This is a genomic window from Stenotrophomonas sp. GSD10 (genome assembly GCF_056172695.1).
Map to the genome: position 1 here is coordinate 375,311 of NZ_JAOCMC010000002.1, position 17,327 is coordinate 392,637.

Below are 17,327 nucleotides of genomic sequence, written 5' to 3' on the forward strand. Positions count from 1 at the left end.
TGGATGTGCAACGAAGATGTGAGGGCGCGGCCGCTGCCGGGCGTTCACACGGGAAAGGCGGCTACAGCTCGGCGCTGACCGGGCTGGTGATGAAGCCCCAGAGCAGGCGCGCCATCACCGCCGGCGAGCGTGCCTGCGCATGGGCATACGCCCGCAGTGCGTCCAGGCGCGGGCGGTCGTACAGGTGGCCGGCCAGCAGCACAGCGTGGATGCGGCGGGTGTTGCCGGTGTCCCGCAGCGGATCGCCATCGAGCAGCACCAGGTCGGCGGCCCGGCCGACCTCGACGCTGCCATGTGATGCCTGCAGTTGCAGATGGCGCGCGGCCTGCAGCGTGGCCGCTTGCAGCACGTCAGCCTGGCTCAGCCCGGCCTGCCGCAACCACTGCAGTTCGTCGTGGTAGCGCAGTCCACCCAGCCCGGTATCGGTGCCGACCAGTACGGTCACGCCGGCCCGATGCGCGGTGCCGGTGAGCGCCAGGCCATGGGCGAAGTACGCCTTCAGCGCCTGTTCGCCGCGCGGGCCCGGATAGCGCGCCACGGTGGCGTTCAGATCGTCGCGCCACGCCCAGCGTGAGAGCGGATCCAGATAGGCCAGGCGCGGGTTGTCGATGAACGCCGGATCGCGCGCACGTGCATCCTCTTCGCGGATGACATGGGTCGGTACGAACGCCGCACCGCTGGCCTGCATCAGGCCGAACGCTTCGTTGCAGAGCGCCGGCCGGTAACCACTCACCATGGCTTCGGCGAGCGCGGTCGGGTTCTCGTCGTCGAGCGTGCCCTCGCGCCAGGCGGCAGCGTTGTCCACGCAATGGCGCACGAACAGATGGGCGTGCTCGAAGCTGCGCTGGCCGGCATGCAATGCGGCGTCCAGCGGGACCGCCCTGGGCAGGTGGCCAACCAGGGGCCGATGCAGCTGCCGCGCTTCGCTGGCCAGCCGCTGGTAGGTCTCGGCGCGAAGGCGGTTGTAGACCTTGAACGCATCGACGCCGCGTGCGCGGTACAAGTGTGCACGTGCCGCCGCTGCATCCGGCGTCAGCGCCGGGTCTTCAAAATAGAAGCTGGCGATCTGCACGAAGCGCGGTGCGACCTGTTGCCCGGCGATGGCCTGTGCGGTCCAGCGACGCTTGTCGGCCACGCAGGCGATCAGCGGATCGGTGGCCTGCGGGCAGTCCATCATGTCGCGGGTACCGGTGATGCCGTTGGCCAGCATCAGTGGGAACTGCAACTGCGGTGACAGCTGCAGTGCGTGGGTGTGCATGTCCCAGAAGCCGGGCAGCAGCCAGCGGCCATCGGCATCGAGAACCGGCAACATGGTCTCGCGCGGGTCTTCACCGATGGCGGTGATGGTGCCGTCGCGCACGGTCACCGTGGTGGGTTCGCTGGCCTGGCCGCGGGCGATGTCCAGCACGCGTGCGTTGACGATCACATGGCTGTTGCCGGGGTCGGGCAGCGGTGGTGCCGACAGTGGCCAGAGCAGGGCGGCGGTGAACAGCAGGGGCGGTGCCAGCAGAAGCACGGCCAGCACGCGCGGCCAGCGGCGACGGCGGACGGAGCGGGGTGACGCGCGTGCTGCATCCATGAGCCGGCGATCCTTGCATGGGGTCGCCCGCAGGGTGCGGCAACACGGGTGCCTATGCCAGTGACCATCGGCATCCCGCCCTCCATGCCGCGTGGGCAGGTACCCTGTGCAACGGAATTCCTGATTGCGCCATGCCATGTCCATCGTCCTCACCGACTTCGCCCGCCCCCGCCTGTTCCCGCGTGTACCGCGCGGCAACACCATCCAGGACTGCACTGCCGAGCAGTTCGAAGCCCACCTCAACGCGCATGCGCCGCTGAAGGTGCTCGATGGCTACGCGCCGTTCTGCAAGCTGTTCGTCTATGAGAACTGGACCAGCACGCGCTGCCTGACCGTGCCGATCACCGAGGCCAACCGCCACCAGCTGCGCAGTGGCTACGAGGCGCGCAATCGTGACGAGCTGCCGGTGCTGGTGCGCTGGTTCGAAGGCGTGGAATCGCCGCGTGCGAACTACCTGGTGGTGATCCTGTACAGCGCCGAACAGCTGGCCAAGGAAGGTTCACCGATCGAGGCCGACTGGGGCATCGTCGGCTGCATCTACACCGCCGAGCCGGAAGAGGTGCCGATGGCGCCGATCACGATGATGCGCAATGCGCTGGGCGTGGAGGAGGGCGGTTCCGGCGTGCCGCTGGACCGCGAGGCGTACCAGCGTGCGGTGGCGTTCTGGGAGAGCAACGCCAACTGGCGGCCGTAGGTGGCCCGGGTCGGCCCCCGTACTGCGGGACTCTGACCCGATCATCCGACCCCATGCGCCCGCTATGATCGGGGCCAGGCAAACCGACCAGGGATGGAGCATGGATATCTGGATGAGGATGATTCCGGTGGTGCTGGCAGGCCTGTTGCCCGCGGCCACGGTGTTGGCGGCGAAGCCCGCTGCTGACACCGCGTGTGCGCCACTGGCCACGGTTCCCGGACTTCGCGATGCAAGCGTGACTGCATTGTCGATGCAGCCCCGGGACGGTCGCTGCGTGGTAGAGGTGACGGCGAGCGACGGCAAGGCGTTGCTTCGGCAGCGACAGATGCTGGAGGTGCTGGTGCAGCATGCTTGCGCCGCACCTGCGGAGGTGACGGTAGACAGCCTGCGGCCATCACTGCTGCTGCGCACGCCGAAGCGATGTGCCGCGCGCAGCAGCCAGGACCTGTTCGCCGGCGAAGGTGTGCCCTGGATGCAGCCGCGTGGCAAGCTGCCGCGCTATCCGCGCGAAGCCATGGAGCAGGGGCTTTCCGGGCGCAGTCTGCTCAAGGTGCTGGTCGATGTGCACGGCGCGGTGGCTGCGGTGGTCGTGGAGACCTCCAGTGGCCATGCGGTGCTGGACGAGGCGGCGGTGGAAGAGCTGCGCGGTTGGCGATTCGTGCGTGGCGATACCGGAAGCCCGGCGCCGGCGCTGACCATCGTGCGCGTACCGATGCGGTATGAATTTGTGGAATGATCGGCATCCACGCATGGCGTGGATCTACCTGGCTGCAGTAGAGCCACCCCATGCGTGGATGCATCCGGTCAGGCGGTTTTCCATTCCCACCACGGATAATGGTATTCGCGGTCGATTGCCTGCCAGCGCTGGCCACAGTGTGCACAGGCGACCGTGTGACAATCTCCCCAGCCATCCTCGGCCTCCTGCAACGAAAGCAGCTGCATCTGCCCTTGTTCGATCAGACGACGCGGATCGAAGAACGGGTAGGTGGGGTTGAGCGCGCACAGGCAACCCTCGCGCGCCAGCCAGTAGCGCAATCGTTGCAGCGCGGCCTTGAGGTGGGCCTGGTTGCTGATCAACATGCCGCCGAGCGCGATGCCCTGGCAGCGCTGTTCGACCAGGTCTGCATGCGCGGCCAATGCATCCAGCGAGGACGTGGTGAACAGCCGTGCGACCGTGCGTGCAGCGTCGGTGATGCGCTTGCCATCGCGTGACAGCAGGTCCTGCAGCAGGACATCGGCCTGAGCGTCCTCAAGCCGGGGCGACGGCGCTGCAGACCACGGCCAGCGCATCAGCGTGCCTTGCCGATGGCGGCGTAGTGGCCGGCGGTCAGCCGCAGCAGGTCGGCCGGGGCGAGCTCCACTTCCAGGCCACGACGACCGGCGCTGACATGCAGGCTGGACAGCGCCTGTGCGCTGGCATCCAGGAACGTGCGCAGGCGCTTCTTCTGCCCGAGCGGGCTGATGCCACCGACCAGGTAACCGGTCGCGCGCTGCGCGGCATCGGCGGCGGCCATCTCGCACTTCCTGCAGCCGGCGGCTGCGGCCAGCGCCTTCAGGTCGAGTTGACCGGCGACCGGCACGATCGCCACCAGCAGTTCGTGGGTTTCAGTGCTGGCCAGCAGCGTCTTGAACACCTGGGCCGGGTCCAGGCCGAGCTTGTCGACAGCTTCGCCGCCATAGGATTCGGCGTGTGTGTCGTGCACGTAGCTGCGCACGGTGTGGGCGATCTTCTCGCGCTTGAGCAGGTTGATGGCCGGGGTCATGGGCGCATCGTAGCGCGTGCGGAATGTGTTGCCTTGACCGAGGCTATTGCGGGTGGATGCGTGATGTACGGCCACACGTAAACGCAGAACGGGCGCCCGAAGGCGCCCGTTCTGTCCGAACCGTTGCTGGGGCCAGCGCCCTTTCCTGCGGAAAGGGATCCGACCCCGCGCACGCAGGTAGTGCCGGCCGCTGGCCGGCACCGCGCGCGGCATCAGTAGCGGTAGTGGTCCGGCTTGAACGGGCCTTCCACCGGCACGCCGATGTAGTCGGCCTGTTCCTGGCTCAGGGTGGTCAGCTTCACGCCGATCTTCTCCAGGTGCAGGCGCGCCACTTCTTCGTCCAGCTTCTTCGGCAGCAGGTAAACCTTCTTCTCGTAGCTGTCCTTGTTCGCCCACAGGTCGATCTGGGCCAGGGTCTGGTTGGCGAACGAGTTCGACATCACGAAGCTCGGGTGGCCGGTGGCGCAGCCCAGGTTGACCAGGCGGCCTTCGGCCAGCAGGAAGATCGCGTTGCCGTTCGGGAAGATGTACTTGTCCACCTGCGGCTTGATGTTCACGTGCTTCACGCCCGGGAACGCGACCAGCGCATCGACCTGGATCTCGTTGTCGAAGTGGCCGATGTTGCAGACGATGGCCTGGTCCTTCATCGCGCTCAGGTGTTCGATGCGGATGATGTCCTTGTTGCCGGTGGTGGTGACGTACAGGTCGGCACGGCCCAGGGTCGATTCGATGGTGTTGACTTCATAGCCTTCCATCGCCGCCTGCAGGGCGCAGATCGGGTCGATCTCGGTGACGATCACGCGTGCACCGTAGGCACGCAGCGAGGCGGCGCAGCCCTTGCCGACGTCGCCGTAACCGCAGACCACGGCCACCTTGCCGGCCAGCATCACGTCCATCGCGCGCTTCAGGCCATCGGCCAGCGACTCGCGGCAGCCGTACAGGTTGTCGAACTTGCTCTTGGTGACCGAGTCGTTGACGTTGATCGCCGGGATCAGCAGGGTGCCGGCCTGGGCCAGCTGGTACAGGCGGTGCACGCCGGTGGTGGTCTCTTCGGAGACGCCCTTCCAGTCCTTCACCACGCGGCCCCAGTAACCCGGACGTTCCTTGGCCACGCGCTTGAGCAGGTTCTTGATGACCTGTTCTTCGTGCGAGGACGAGGCGGTGTTGACCCAGTCGCTGCCGTTTTCCAGCTCGTAGCCCTTGTGGATCAGCAGGGTCACGTCACCGCCGTCGTCCACCACCAGCTCCGGGCCGGTCAGGGTGCCGTCGGCCAGGGTGAAGGTCAGCGCGTCCAGGGTGCAGTCCCAGTACTCTTCCAGGGTCTCGCCCTTCCAGGCGAACACCGGGGTGCCGGTGGCGGCGATGGCCGCAGCGGCGTGGTCCTGGGTCGAGAAGATGTTGCACGAGGCCCAGCGCACGTCGGCGCCGATGTCCTTCAGGGTCTCGATCAGCACCGCGGTCTGGATGGTCATGTGCAGCGAGCCGGTCACGCGCACGCCCTTCAGCGGCAGCTCGGCCTGGTACTTGCGGCGGATCGACATCAGGCCCGGCATTTCATGCTCGGCGATGTCCAGTTCCTTGCGGCCCCAGTCGGCCAGGGTGATATCGCGGATCTTGTAGTCGCCTTCGGTGGAGAAGGTCTTGGCAACAGCGTTCATGCAGTAGCTCCGGTTGTGGGCGAGCGGGTGCTCGCATCTAGCCGGGCGCCGTTGTTACAAAGCCACCTTACCGAGCCTGGCCGGGCCTCGTGGGATCCGGTCGCAGCGCCCCTCGGCAGGGGAGAACCCCCATTATATCGCGGCCCCGGCATGAGATCGGGATGACCCAACCATCGGCAGGTGGGCCGGCGTGCACGGCCTGTTAAGGTCGGTGTTTTCACGCATCACACAGGTGGAACGATGAGCATGCACGCGCGCCGTACGCGGCGCTGGACCGGCCTGGTCCTGTCGATGGGACTGCTGGCCGTGGCCCCGCTGGCCTGGGCGGCGGCACCGCAGGCCGCCACGACGCAGGCGCAGGGCGTCAACGGCTACGAGCTGCCTTCGGCCGCGCTGCAGGCGGTGGTCGACGCCCCGCGCGCGCCCTCGCTGTTCCTGTCGCCGCGCCGCGACGTGGCCGCGCTGATGCAGATGCCGTCGCTGCCGTCGATCCAGGTGGTGGCGCAGCCGGAGCTGAAGCTGGCCGGCCTGCGCATCAACCCGCGCACGTTCTCCGACAGCCGCTTCAGCTTCGGCGAGAAGCTGTGGCTGATGAACGTGGCCGATGGCAAGGAGCGGCAGATCAGCGGCCTGCCGGCCACGCTGTCGATCGCCAGCCTGATGTGGTCGCCGGACCAGAAGTGGCTGGCCTTCAACCAGCTCGACGCGGCCAGTGGCGCCAACGAGCTGTGGCTGGTGGATGTGGCCGGCGGCAGCGCCCGGCGCCTGGTGGCGGGCCTGAACACGGTGATCGGCAGCGGTTACCAGTGGCTGCCGGACAGCCGTGGGCTGGTGGTGTTCACCCGCCCGGCCAACCTCGGGGCCGCACCGGCCGCCGATGGCATCCCGACCGGACCTGCGGTGCAGCAGACCAGCCAGGGCGGCGGCGTGGTGTCGATCCGCACCTACCAGGACCTGCTGAAGAACGAGGCCGACGCGCGCCAGTTCGATTACTACGCCACCACCCAGCCGATGGAAGTCGGCCTGGATGGCAGCACCCGCGCAATCGGCGCGCCGGGCATCTTCATGGGCTTTGCGGTGTCGCCCGATGGCCGCTTCGTGCTGCGCCAGCCGGTGCAGCGCCCGTATTCCTACGTGGTGCCGGTGAGCAGTTTCCCGCGCCGCATCGAAGTGATCGACCGTACCAGCGGCAAACTGGTGCACACCGTGGCGGTGCGGCCGCTGGTGGAAGGCCTGCCGACCGGCAACGACGCTGAAGTGACCGGCGTGCGCGATATCAGCTGGCGGGGTGATGCCGATGCCACCCTGGTCTGGGCCGAGGCACAGGATGGTGGTGATCCGAACCGGGAGGCCAAGGTGCGCGATGCGGTGCTGATGCAGGCCGCGCCGTTCGACACGCCGCCGGTGACCCTGGCCCAGCTCGGCAGCCGTCTGGTGGGCATCAACTGGGGCCGTGGCGACCTGGCCCTGCTGACCGAGTCGTGGTGGAAGACGCGCAAGACCAGGACCTGGCTGATCGCCCCGGACAACGCCAGCGCCGAACCGCGCCTGCTGTGGGACCGGGATGCGCAGGACCGCTATTCCGATCCGGGTCGGCCGCTGTTGTCCAGCGACGACCGCGGGCGCTCGCTGCTGCAGACCAGCCCGGATGGCAGCAGCCTGTACCTGGCCGGTGCCGGTGCGTCGCCGGAGGGCGACCGCCCGTTCGTGGACCGCTTCGACATCGCCAGTGGCAAGGCCACCCGCCTGTTCCACTCGCAGGCGCCCAGCTACGCCGCGCCGGTGGCGCTGCTGGACGACCAGGGCAGCTCGCTGCTGCTGAGCCGTGAGAGCCCGGATGAGCCGGCCAACTTCTACGTGCAGTCGCTGGCCGATGCCGGTGCCGCACCGCGCGCGCTGACCCACTTCGCCCACCCGCTGCCGCAGCTGAAGGGCGTGCAGAAGGAGCAGATCCGCTACAAGCGCAAGGACGGCGTCGATCTGACCGCAACCCTGCTGCTGCCGCCGGGCTACGACCCGAAGCGCGATGGTCCGCGTCCGCTGCTGATGTGGGCCTACCCGGGCGAGTTCAAGAGCGCGGCGGCGGCCAGCCAGGTGACCGATTCGCCGTACCGCTTCAATGCGGTCAGCTACTGGGGCCCGCAGGCGTTCCTGGCCAAGGGCTACGTGGTGCTGGCCAGCCCGTCGATGCCGATCATCGGCGAGGGCGACAAGGAGCCCAACGACACCTACATCGAACAGCTGGTGGCCAATGCACAGGCGGCGGTGGATGAAGTGGTGCGGCGTGGCGTGACCGATCGCGACCACATCGCCATCGGTGGCCATTCCTACGGTGCGTTCATGACCGCCAACCTGCTGGCGCATACGCGCCTGTTCAAGGCCGGCATCGCGCGCAGCGGCGCCTACAACCGCACGCTTACCCCGTTCGGCTTCCAGGCCGAGGAACGCAATTACTGGCAGGCGCAGGACGTGTACCAGAAGATGGCGCCGTTCAACTACGCCGACAAGATCAAGGATCCGATCCTGTTCATCCATGGCGTGGACGACAACAACTCCGGCACGTTCCCGATCCAGAGCGAGCGCATGTTCGCTGCGGTAAAGGGCCTGGGCGGCACCGCGCGGCTGGTGATGCTGCCCAACGAATCGCACGCCTACCGTGCACGCGAATCGATCATGACCATGCTGGCCGAAAGCGAGCGCTGGCTGGAGCAGACCATCGGCCCGGCCGGGCAGGGCAAGGTGAAGAAGAAGCGCTGACGCGCATGACGGCGGCCCCTGCAACGGGGCCGCCTGTGCGGCTGCGCCGCCGCCCGGGCATGGGCTCGGGCGCTACACGGTATCCCGCGCCATGACGCTTGTAGAGCCGAGCCCATGCTCGGCTGCGTCCGCCGTGATACGTGCAGATGAAACCATTTTTGCATCGCAGCACGACGCCCGATCTGGGATAGGCTTGGGCTCAGGATCCGTTGACCGAGGCCCGTGCGTCGCCGATGAACGAGTACCGCAGCAGCATCGAATTCGCTTCCCCGATCTTCCGCTTCGCGATGATGTGCGCCGGCTCGGCGCGCTGGTCGGCGACCTGCTGGTGGAACAGGTATCGGCCGCTTTCCTCGACGACGTCGAAGAGGTACGGACCCGCGCCATCGCCCGCCGCGAGAACCAGGCGCCGCTGTCGGAGCTGGCCGAAGGCCTGGCCGGGCGCACGCCGCAGCAGGCCGAAACCATGGTGCGTGCGTTCAGCACCTACTTCCAGGTGGTCAACATCGCCGAGCGCGTGCACCGCATCCGGCGCCGCCGCGATTACCAGCGCGCCGGCACCGCCGCGCCGCAGCCCGATGGCCTGCAGGATGCCCTGCAGCACCTGAAGGCGCAGGGTGTGAGCCTGGATGAACTGGCGCAGTGGCTGCCGCGCATCGACATCGAACCGGTGTTCACCGCGCACCCCACCGAAGCGGTGCGCCGCGCGCTGCTGGAAAAAGAGCAGCTGATGGTGGCCAGTCTGGTCGACAACCTCGACGGCCAGCGTACGCCGGGCGAGGCTGCCGCCGATGCTGCGCGCTTCCGCATGGCGCTGACCGCCTCGTGGCAGACCACCGATTCCTCGCCGGTGCGGCCCACGGTGGATGACGAACGCGAACACGTGGGTTTCTACCTGGTGCAGGTGCTGTACCGGGTGATTCCGGTGCTGTACGAATCGCTGCAGCAGGCGCTGCGCGATACCTATGGCGAAGAACTGCCGTTGCCGCGCCTGCTGCGTTTTGGCACCTGGGTGGGCGGTGACATGGACGGCAATCCGAACGTGGATGCCCACACCATCCGCAACACGCTGGATGCACAGCGGAAGGCAGTGCTGGGGCGCTACCAGAAGGAACTGCTGCAGCTGGCCAGCCTGCTCAGCCAGTCCACCGAGCGGGTGGGTGTCAGTGATGCGCTGCAGGCGCGCGTGGCGCATTACCAGCAGCTGTTGCCGCAGGTGCAGTCGCGGCCGCGCCATGCCGACATGCCGTATCGCCTGCTCAACGACCGCATGCGGGCGCGCCTGCAGGCCACGCTGGATGACGGCCAAGGCGCCTACGCTGGCCCTGATGAACTGATCGAGGATCTGCAGTTGATCCTGGACAGCCTGCGCGCCCACCGCGGTGAGCATGCCGGTGGCTTTGCCGTACAGCGCCTGCTGTGGCGGGTGAAGACCTTCGGCTTCCATCTGGCACGCTTGGATGTGCGGCAGGAATCGAGCGTGCATGCACGTGCACTGGCCTCGGTGCTGGGCGGTGAGGAGGCGTGGCAGGCGCTGGATGCGCTGGGCCGTGCGCGGCTGCTGGGCCCGCATGCCAGCGGTGAGACACCGCTGCCGGTCGGCAACGACGAAGGCAACGTGCGCCTGGATGCGGTGTTCGCCGCGCTGGCCGATGCGCGCGCACGGCATGGTGGCGATGCACTCGGCAGCTACATCATTTCGATGGCGCACGACCGCAGCGACGTGCTGGCGGTGCTGGCGCTGGCGCGCCGTGGCGGGCTGGTGGAAGAGGGCGGATCGGTACCGCTGGACATCGCCCCGCTGTTTGAAACCGTGGACGACCTCAAGCGCGGCACCGCCACCTTGCGTGACCTGTTGGCCGACCCGGTGTATCGCGCCCATCTGCGTGCGCGTGGCGATGTGCAGATGGTGATGCTCGGCTACTCGGACAGCAGCAAGGACGGTGGCATTGCGGCATCACGTTGGGGCCTGCAACGCGCGCAGGTGGAGCTGCTGGAGGTGGCGGCCGAGGCCAGCATCGGGTTGACGTTCTTCCATGGCCGTGGTGGCTCGATCAGCCGTGGCGGCGGCAAGACCACGCACGCGGTCGATGCGTCGCCGCGCGGCAGCATCGATGGACGCCTGCGGGTGACCGAGCAGGGCGAGGTGATCCACCGCAAGTACGGCATCCGTGCGCTGGCGCTGCGTTCACTGGAACAGGCCGCCGGCGCGGTGCTGCGCGCCAGCCTGCGCCCGCGTGCGGCCGAGCCGCGCGAGGATGACTGGCGGCCGGTGATGGACCAGGTGGCAGCGGCGAGCAGTGAAGTCTATCGCGCGTTCGTGGGCCAACCGCAGTTCATGGACTATTTCCGCACCGCCACGCCGATCGATGTGATCGAACGGATGACGCTGGGCTCGCGGCCTTCGCGGCGGCTGGGCCAGGATGCGGCGCTGGGCAACCTGCGCGCGATTCCCTGGGTATTTGCCTGGAGCCAGGCGCGCGCGGTCATTCCCGGCTGGTACGGCGTGGGCAGTGGCCTGCAGGCGGCGGTGGATGCCGGCCACGAACAGACCCTGCGCGATATGGCGCGGGACTGGCCGTTTTTCCGTACGTTCCTGGACGACATCGCGATGGTGCTGTCCAAGGGCGACGTCACCATCGCCGAGCAGTTCTCGAAACTGTCCGGCGACCTGCACGCGCGCTTCTTCCCGCAGGTGCAGCGCGAGCTGGAACTGACCCGGCATTGGCTGCTGGCGCTGATGGGCCAGCAGACGCTGCTGGACCATGACGCACGGCTGGCGCTGTCGATCCGCCTGCGCAATCCCTACGTCGATCCGATCAGTGTGTTGCAGGTGGATCTGCTGCAGCGCTGGCGGGCCAGCGGGCGCGAGGATGACGATCTGCTGCGCGCGTTGGTGGCCTGCGTGAACGGTGTTTCGCAGGGCGTGCAGAACACCGGGTGAAATGCATCTGCCGGGCCATGCCCGGCGAACGCGATCATTCCTCCGGCGAAGGCGGGTTCGACGCCAGCAGTTCCAGATGGCGCTGTTCCATTTCCTGGCGCAGCTGGCGGCGGATCTGTGCAGCAGCCTGGCGGCGCTTCTCGTCGGAGGTGGTCGGCTGCAACGCCGGCACCGGCGTCGGCCGGCCTTCCTCGTCCACCGCCACCATGGTGAAGAAGCAGCTGTTGGCGTGGCGCACGCTGCGCTTGAGGATGTCCTCGGCCACCACCTTGATGCCGATTTCCATCGACGAGGTGCCGGTATGGTTCACCGAGGCTAGGAAAGTGACCAGTTCACCCACCGCGATCGGCTGGCGGAACATCACCTGGTCCACCGACAGAGTGACCACGTAGCGGCCGGCGTAGCGGCTGGCGCAGGCGTAGGCCACCTGGTCGAGCAGGCGCAGGATGGCGCCGCCGTGGACCTTGCCAGAGAAATTGGCCATCTCCGGCGACATCAGCACGGTCATGGACAGCTGGTGGGTTTTCAGTTCGGTCGACATGCGCTGATTGTATCGACCCCGGCCCCGTAGAGTCGAGCTTGCTCGACTGCGGCTGCCAGGAGCAGTCGAGCAAGCTCGACTCTACATAAAGAGAAGGGCCGCTTGGGCGGCCCTTCGAGTTTCTTACTTCAGCTTCGCATCGGCGCGCAGGGCGGCGGCGCGGTCGGTCTTCTCCCAGGAGAAGGCCGTGGCGTTGACGGTCTCGCCTTCGCCGTTGAGGTAGCTGAATTCCTTCGGCTTGCGGCCGAAGTGGCCGTAGGCGGCGGTCTGCTGGTACATCGGGTGCACCAGGTCCAGCATCTTGATGATGCCGTACGGGCGCAGGTCGAAGTGCTTGCGGATCAGCTTCTCGATCTTGTCGTCGCTGATCTTGCCGGTGCCGAAGGTGGTGACCGAGATCGAGGTCGGCTCAGCCACGCCGATGGCGTAGGAGACCTGCACTTCGCAACGGTCGGCCAGGCCGGCGGCAACCACGTTCTTGGCAACGTAGCGTGCGGCGTAGGCAGCCGAACGGTCGACCTTGGACGGGTCCTTGCCGGAGAACGCGCCACCACCGTGACGGGCCCAGCCGCCGTAGGTGTCGACGATGATCTTGCGGCCGGTCAGGCCGCAGTCGCCCACCGGGCCGCCGATCTCGAACTTGCCGGTCGGGTTGATGTGGAACTTGGTGCCCTTGTGCAGCCACTTGGCCGGCAGCACCGGCTTGATGATCTCTTCGCGGACGGCCTCGATGAGGTCCTTCTGCTTGATGCCCGGGGCGTGCTGGGTCGACAGCACCACCGCGTCGATGGCCGAGACCACGCCGTTTTCATAGCGCAGGGTGACCTGGCTCTTGGCGTCCGGGCGCAGCCACGACAGCGGCGAGTTCTTCTTCTTGCGGATCTTGGCCTGCTGCTCGACCAGGCGGTGCGACAGGTGGATCGCCGCCGGCATGTAGCTGTCGGTCTCGTTGGTGGCGTAGCCGAACATCAGGCCCTGGTCGCCCGCGCCCATTTCTTCCGGCTTCTTGCGGTCCACGCCCTGGGCGATGTGCGGCGACTGCTTGCCGATCAGGTTCAGCACGCCGCAGGTGGCGCCGTCGAAGCCGACGTCGGAGCTGTCGTAGCCGATGTCCGTGATGACCTTGCGGGTCAGCGCTTCCAGGTCGATCCAGGCGCTGGTGGTGATTTCACCGGCCACAATGGCAACACCGGTCTTGACCATGGTCTCGCAGGCCACGCGGGCGCGCTGGTCCTGGGTCAGGATCGCGTCCAGCACCGCATCGGAGATCTGGTCGGCAACCTTGTCCGGATGGCCTTCGGAGACCGACTCGGAGGTGAAGAGATAGCTGGACATCAGGCGGTATATCCCTTGATTCGGATGGAAAGATGGGCGCGCATGATACACGGGGTGCGCCGCCTGTGCATTGTGAACCGGTACCGGTTGCCGGTGGTTAAGCCCGCGTAGGCCCGCAGGGGCCGCCAGCGCGGGATTGGGGCCCAGCCTCGAGGCCCAGTGTTCCACCAGCGTGACAACGGCCGGGCGGTCTGGCGGCCCCGGCCGCGCAGGTCGCGACGCCGACGGCCAGGCGGGCCGGCGTCATCGTTCTGCCCCAAAACCGCCATCTGGCTGCCGCCTGCCGGGCGCAGGCTGTCGGCCAATCCGGCCGCCGGGCATGAGTGGATCCGCCATGCAGGAACTCGAACAGCGTCTCCAGCAACGCTTCCCCGATTGGTTCCATGGCCGTCGTGGCCAGCTGGCGCGGCCGTTGCTGCGCAGCGTCGGCCGCTGGTCGCGGCTGGACCAGATCGAGGCCTTCCTGCAGCGCAGCTCAGGCCTGCGCGGCTTCGGCTTCGTCGCCGCCGGCCTGGAGTTCATCGACGGCCAGTACCAGGTGGATCCCGCCGCCCTGGCGAAGATTCCGGCCAGCGGCCGCCTGCTGATCGTGGCCAATCACCCGTCCGGGGCGCTGGATGCACTGGCGCTGCTGGACGCGGTCGGCCGCATCCGCCGCGACGTGCGCATCGTGGCCAATGACCTGCTGGGGGCGATCGCGCCACTGCAGGACCTGCTGCTGCCGGTGCGCATCCTCGGTGGCAAGGCGCAGCGCGGCAGCCTGCATGCGGTCGAAGAAGCGTTGGCGGCCGAGCAGTGCGTGATCGTGTTCCCGGCCGGTGAGGTCTCGCGGCTGTCGCTGCGTGGTATCCGCGATGGCCGCTGGCAGCGCGGGTTCGTCCGCTTTGCCCGCGCCGCGGCGCGCCGGTGCTGCCGGTGCGGGTGGAGGCGCGCAACTCGGCGCTGTTCTACGGCGCCTCGACCCTGTTCAAGCCGGCCGGCACCGCGCTGCTGGCGCGCGAAATGTTCACCCGTCGTGGCCGCCCGCTGCGGCTGAGCATCGGCGAGCCGATGCAGCTGGGCAAGGGCGGTGATCCGGGCGCACAGCTGCTGGCGGTGCGCCGTGCGCTGTATGCGCTGGGCCGCAACGGTGTGGCCGGCAATGCTGCCGCCTTCGCAGGCCCCGAGCCGCTGGCGTCCCCGTGCCGCCCTCGCAGGTCGCCGCCGGCATTGCCGCGGCCACCCAGCTGGGCCAGACCGCCGACGGCAAGCAGATCCTGCTGGCGACCTGTACCGCCGATTCGCCGCTGCTGCTGGAACTGGGCCGCCTGCGCGAGCTGACCTTCCGCCAGGTGGGTGAGGGCACCGGCCGCAGCCGTGACCTGGACGACTACGACCCACAGTACGAGCACATCGTGATCTGGGACGCGGCCGCGCAGCGCATCGCCGGCGCCTACCGGATCATGCGCGGCGCGCAGGCGCTGGCCCGGCACGGCCTGTCCGGGCTCTACAGCGCGTCGTTGTTCCGCTATTCCGACGACGCCATCACCCACATCGCCGAGGGCCTGGAACTGGGCCGCAGCTTCGTGGTGCCCGACTACTGGGGCAGCCGTAGCCTGGACTACCTGTGGCAGGGCATCGGCGCCTACCTGCAGTGCCGGCCGGGCATCCGTTACCTGTTCGGCGCGGTGTCGATCAGCGCGGCGCTGCCGCGCGATGCGCGCGAGCAGCTGGTGGCGTACTACCAGCGCTACTACAGTGGCGCCGCAGGCCTGGCCGAGTCGAACCGGCCCTTCCAGTACTTCGCCGCGCCGCCGAGTTTCGGCGAACTGGATGCAGGCGCAGCCTTCGACGTGCTCAAGGCCAACCTGGCCGCACTCGGCACCGGGGTGCCGACGCTGTACCGCCAGTACACCGATCTGTGCGAACCCGGCGGTGCGCGTTTCCTGGCTTTCGGCGTCGACCCGGACTTCAGTGATTCGATCGACGGCCTGATCGAAGTGGACCTGTGCGCGATCCGGCCGAACAAGCGCAAACGTTATCTGCGCGACGCGGGGACGCCGGCATGAGCACGCTGGCGAACCTGTTGCCGCACCGGCGCGCAGTGTTCGTCTCCGACGTGCACCTGGGTTCGCGTCATTGCCATGCCGCCGAGCTGGCGCGGTTCCTCTCCCAGCTGCGCTGTGATCGGTTGTACCTGGTCGGTGACATCATCGACCTGTGGTGGATGGCCCATCGCCGTGCCAACTGGCGGCAGTCGCACAGCGAAGTGATCCAGGCCCTGCATGCGCTGCGCCGTGCCGGCACCGAGATCATCTACATCCCCGGCAACCACGATGCCTCGCTGCGCCACGTGTGCGGGGTGATGCTGCCGGCGATGCAGGTGCGCCGCCGTGCCATCCACGTGACCGCCGACGGCCGCAGGTTGCTGGTCGCACACGGCGACGAGTACGACGGCGTGACCCACTTCGGTGGCCTGCAGGAGAAGTTCGGCGACTGGCTGTACTACCGCATCCTCACCGGCAACCAGGCGCTGAACGCGGTGCGGCGCCGGCTGGGCATGCGCTACTGGTCGCTGTCGGAGTTCCTGAAGAAGCGCAGTGGCGCGGCCGAGCGTTATATCGAGCGCTTCGTGCAGGCCGGGTTGGACGACGTGCGCAGGCGCGGGCTGGACGGCATCGTCTGCGGGCATATCCACCGCGCCGCGCTGGTGGAGCGCGATGGCCTAGTCTACGCCAACGACGGCGACTGGGTGGAGAGCCTGACGGCGCTGGCCGAGGACCATGATGGCGCGCTGCGCCTGCTCGATCACAATGGCCAGACCCTGGTGGAGCTGCCGGGCGCGCGATTGTCACAGGCGGCGTAGCCCGCTTTTGTCCCCTTGTAGAGCCGAGCCCATGCTCGGCTGCCGTGCATGCAATGTGATTCTGTAGCGTCGAGCTTGCTCGACTGTTCTTCGCTCGGACCCCGTCGCATACGGCAGTCGAGCAAGCTCGACTCTACAAAAGCGTATGCAAGCCGCTAGCATCGGTGCATGGATTCCCTGACCCAGATCGTACTTGGTGGCGCCGTCGCCGCTGCCATCGCCCCGCCCGGCCATCGCCGTGCGGCCCTGCTGGCCGGTGCCGCGCTGGGTACCCTGCCGGACCTCGATGCGTTGTGGCTGGGCTTCACCGCCGCCGACCCAGTGGCGAACATGATCGAGCACCGCAGCTTCAGCCATTCGCTGCTGGTGCTGCCGTGGGTGGCCGCGTTGATCTGGTGGCTGTTCAAGCGCTTCGGCAACGGTCGCGTCGCGCAATCGCCGACGCGCTGGTTCTGGGCGATCCAGCTGGCGCTGGTCACCCATCCGGTACTGGATGCGTTCACCGTGTATGGCACGCAGCTGTGGTGGCCGCTGCGGCCGCATCCGGCGATGGGCTCGAGCGTGTTCATCATCGATCCCGCCTACACGGTGTGGCTGCTGCTGGGCTGCGTGCTGGCCTGGTTCGGACGTGCACGGCCGTGGGCGGGCACGGTGCTGGGCGTGGCGCTGCTGCTCAGCAGCGCCTACCTGGGCTGGGGCCTGATCGCCAAGGCGCAGGTCGACCGTGTCGCGCAGCAGAGCCTGGCGGCGATGGGGCTGGGCGACGCGCCACGCTTCTCGGTGCCGATGCCGTTCAACACGCTGCTGTGGCGGGTGGTGGCGATGACACCCAGCGGCTACGTGGTGGCTGACCGTTCGCTGGTGGCCGACCAGGGCCCCATGCAGTTCGCAGGCCATGCGTCCAACGTGCAGGCGCTGCGCGAAGCCGCGGCGATTCCAGCGGTGCAGCAGCTGCAGTGGTTCAACCGCGGTTTCATGCGTGCGCAGGTGGTGGAAGGCCGGCTGGTGCTGAGCGACCTGCGCATGGGCCTGGAACCGGACTACACCTTCAATTTCGTGGTGGCCGAGCAGGTGGACGGGCGGTGGCAGGCGATCGTGCCCGAGCAGCGCCGCACCGATTACAGCAGCCCTCAGGCACGGGCCGAGATGAAGGGCCGGCTGGCAGCGATGTGGCAGCGGATCTGGCACACCGCGCCGTAGATCCACGCCAT

At 67.9% G+C, this 17,327-nt stretch carries 11 protein-coding genes, 2 pseudogenes and 1 riboswitch; of the genes and pseudogenes, 7 read left to right on the forward strand and 6 right to left on the reverse strand.

Annotated features, from left to right (window positions below; translation table 11 throughout):
* Positions 1 to 61 precede the first annotated feature (61 nt).
* Positions 62 to 1,579 carry an amidohydrolase family protein gene (locus N4G47_RS01810; RefSeq protein ID WP_475284889.1) on the reverse strand — a complete coding sequence of 506 codons (1,518 nt, stop codon included), beginning with the start codon at positions 1,577 to 1,579 and terminating at the stop codon, positions 62 to 64.
* Positions 1,580 to 1,715: 136 nt separating this feature from the next.
* Here N4G47_RS01810 and N4G47_RS01815 point away from each other — a divergent pair, with 136 nt between their 5' ends.
* Both N4G47_RS01815 and N4G47_RS01820 read left to right on the forward strand, forming a co-directional pair.
* A complete protein-coding gene (locus N4G47_RS01815) occupies positions 1,716 to 2,273 on the forward strand; it encodes a DUF3228 family protein (RefSeq protein ID WP_475284891.1) in 558 nt (185 codons plus the stop codon).
* A gap of 112 nt (positions 2,274 to 2,385) precedes the next feature.
* Positions 2,386 to 3,009 (forward strand): TonB family protein, encoded by a 624-nt coding sequence (locus N4G47_RS01820; RefSeq protein WP_475284893.1) that lies wholly within the window; start codon positions 2,386 to 2,388, stop codon positions 3,007 to 3,009.
* Positions 3,010 to 3,077: 68 nt separating this feature from the next.
* Here N4G47_RS01820 and N4G47_RS01825 read toward each other — a convergent pair whose 3' ends face one another.
* The 3 genes from N4G47_RS01825 to ahcY all read right to left on the reverse strand — a co-directional run bounded on the left by N4G47_RS01825 (position 3,078) and on the right by ahcY (position 5,694).
* Positions 3,078 to 3,563 carry a hypothetical protein gene (locus N4G47_RS01825; protein WP_475284895.1) on the reverse strand — a complete coding sequence of 162 codons (486 nt, stop codon included), beginning with the start codon at positions 3,561 to 3,563 and terminating at the stop codon, positions 3,078 to 3,080.
* On the reverse strand, positions 3,563 to 4,036 hold the full coding sequence (ybaK, locus tag N4G47_RS01830) for a Cys-tRNA(Pro) deacylase (RefSeq protein WP_475284897.1): 474 nt from the start codon (positions 4,034 to 4,036) through the stop codon (positions 3,563 to 3,565). The genes N4G47_RS01825 and ybaK overlap by 1 nt, the downstream gene beginning before the upstream one ends.
* 212 nt (positions 4,037 to 4,248) lie before the next feature.
* Positions 4,249 to 5,694 (reverse strand): adenosylhomocysteinase, encoded by a 1,446-nt coding sequence (gene ahcY, locus N4G47_RS01835; protein WP_475284899.1) that lies wholly within the window; start codon positions 5,692 to 5,694, stop codon positions 4,249 to 4,251.
* A gap of 36 nt (positions 5,695 to 5,730) precedes the next feature.
* Positions 5,731 to 5,814: riboswitch (S-adenosyl-L-homocysteine riboswitch) on the reverse strand.
* Positions 5,815 to 5,934: 120 nt separating this feature from the next.
* Between ahcY and N4G47_RS01840 the strand changes: the two genes are divergently transcribed.
* Together N4G47_RS01840 and ppc are read left to right on the forward strand one after the other, a co-directional pair.
* Entirely contained in the window at positions 5,935 to 8,451 is a 2,517-nt protein-coding gene (locus tag N4G47_RS01840; protein ID WP_475284901.1) for a S9 family peptidase, read from the forward strand.
* A 233-nt stretch (positions 8,452 to 8,684) separates the two neighbouring features.
* Positions 8,685 to 11,395: pseudogene (gene ppc, locus N4G47_RS01845) on the forward strand (phosphoenolpyruvate carboxylase).
* Between the two features lie 34 nt (positions 11,396 to 11,429).
* Here ppc and N4G47_RS01850 read toward each other — a convergent pair.
* Together N4G47_RS01850 and metK are read right to left on the reverse strand one after the other, a co-directional pair.
* On the reverse strand, positions 11,430 to 11,936 hold the full coding sequence (locus tag N4G47_RS01850; protein WP_475284903.1) for an acyl-CoA thioesterase: 507 nt from the start codon (positions 11,934 to 11,936) through the stop codon (positions 11,430 to 11,432).
* Between the two features lie 123 nt (positions 11,937 to 12,059).
* Positions 12,060 to 13,271, reverse strand: a complete 1,212-nt coding sequence (metK, locus tag N4G47_RS01855) for a methionine adenosyltransferase (RefSeq protein ID WP_010481882.1) — start codon at positions 13,269 to 13,271, stop codon at positions 12,060 to 12,062.
* A gap of 334 nt (positions 13,272 to 13,605) precedes the next feature.
* Here metK and olsF point away from each other — a divergent pair.
* The 3 genes and pseudogenes from olsF (at position 13,606) to N4G47_RS01870 (ending at position 17,316) form a co-directional block, all read left to right on the forward strand.
* Positions 13,606 to 15,319: pseudogene (olsF, locus tag N4G47_RS01860) on the forward strand (bifunctional ornithine lipid synthase OlsF).
* Entirely contained in the window at positions 15,316 to 16,116 is an 801-nt protein-coding gene (locus N4G47_RS01865; protein ID WP_475284905.1) for a UDP-2,3-diacylglucosamine diphosphatase, read from the forward strand. Before olsF ends, N4G47_RS01865 begins: the two are co-directional and overlap by 4 nt.
* A 168-nt stretch (positions 16,117 to 16,284) precedes the next feature.
* The gene (locus N4G47_RS01870; protein ID WP_475284907.1) at positions 16,285 to 17,316 is read left to right on the forward strand and encodes a metal-dependent hydrolase; all 1,032 of its coding nucleotides are present in this window, start codon (positions 16,285 to 16,287) and stop codon (positions 17,314 to 17,316) included.
* The last annotated feature ends 11 nt before the right edge of the window (positions 17,317 to 17,327 follow it).

Bases quoted from the DNA above. Each gene is read 5' to 3' on its own strand.
- N4G47_RS01870 (WP_475284907.1), top strand. From the start codon at position 16,285: ATGGATTCCCTGACCCAGATCGTACTTGGTGGCGCCGTCGCCGCTGCC.
- N4G47_RS01840 (WP_475284901.1), top strand. From the start codon at position 5,935: ATGAGCATGCACGCGCGCCGTACGCGGCGCTGGACCGGCCTGGTCCTG.
- metK (WP_010481882.1), bottom strand. From the start codon at position 13,271: ATGTCCAGCTATCTCTTCACCTCCGAGTCGGTCTCCGAAGGCCATCCG.
- N4G47_RS01850 (WP_475284903.1), bottom strand. From the start codon at position 11,936: ATGTCGACCGAACTGAAAACCCACCAGCTGTCCATGACCGTGCTGATG.
- N4G47_RS01820 (WP_475284893.1), top strand. From the start codon at position 2,386: ATGAGGATGATTCCGGTGGTGCTGGCAGGCCTGTTGCCCGCGGCCACG.
- N4G47_RS01810 (WP_475284889.1), bottom strand. From the start codon at position 1,579: ATGGATGCAGCACGCGCGTCACCCCGCTCCGTCCGCCGTCGCCGCTGG.
- N4G47_RS01865 (WP_475284905.1), top strand. From the start codon at position 15,316: ATGAGCACGCTGGCGAACCTGTTGCCGCACCGGCGCGCAGTGTTCGTC.
- N4G47_RS01815 (WP_475284891.1), top strand. From the start codon at position 1,716: ATGTCCATCGTCCTCACCGACTTCGCCCGCCCCCGCCTGTTCCCGCGT.
- ybaK (WP_475284897.1), bottom strand. From the start codon at position 4,036: ATGACCCCGGCCATCAACCTGCTCAAGCGCGAGAAGATCGCCCACACC.
- N4G47_RS01825 (WP_475284895.1), bottom strand. From the start codon at position 3,563: ATGCGCTGGCCGTGGTCTGCAGCGCCGTCGCCCCGGCTTGAGGACGCT.
- ahcY (WP_475284899.1), bottom strand. From the start codon at position 5,694: ATGAACGCTGTTGCCAAGACCTTCTCCACCGAAGGCGACTACAAGATC.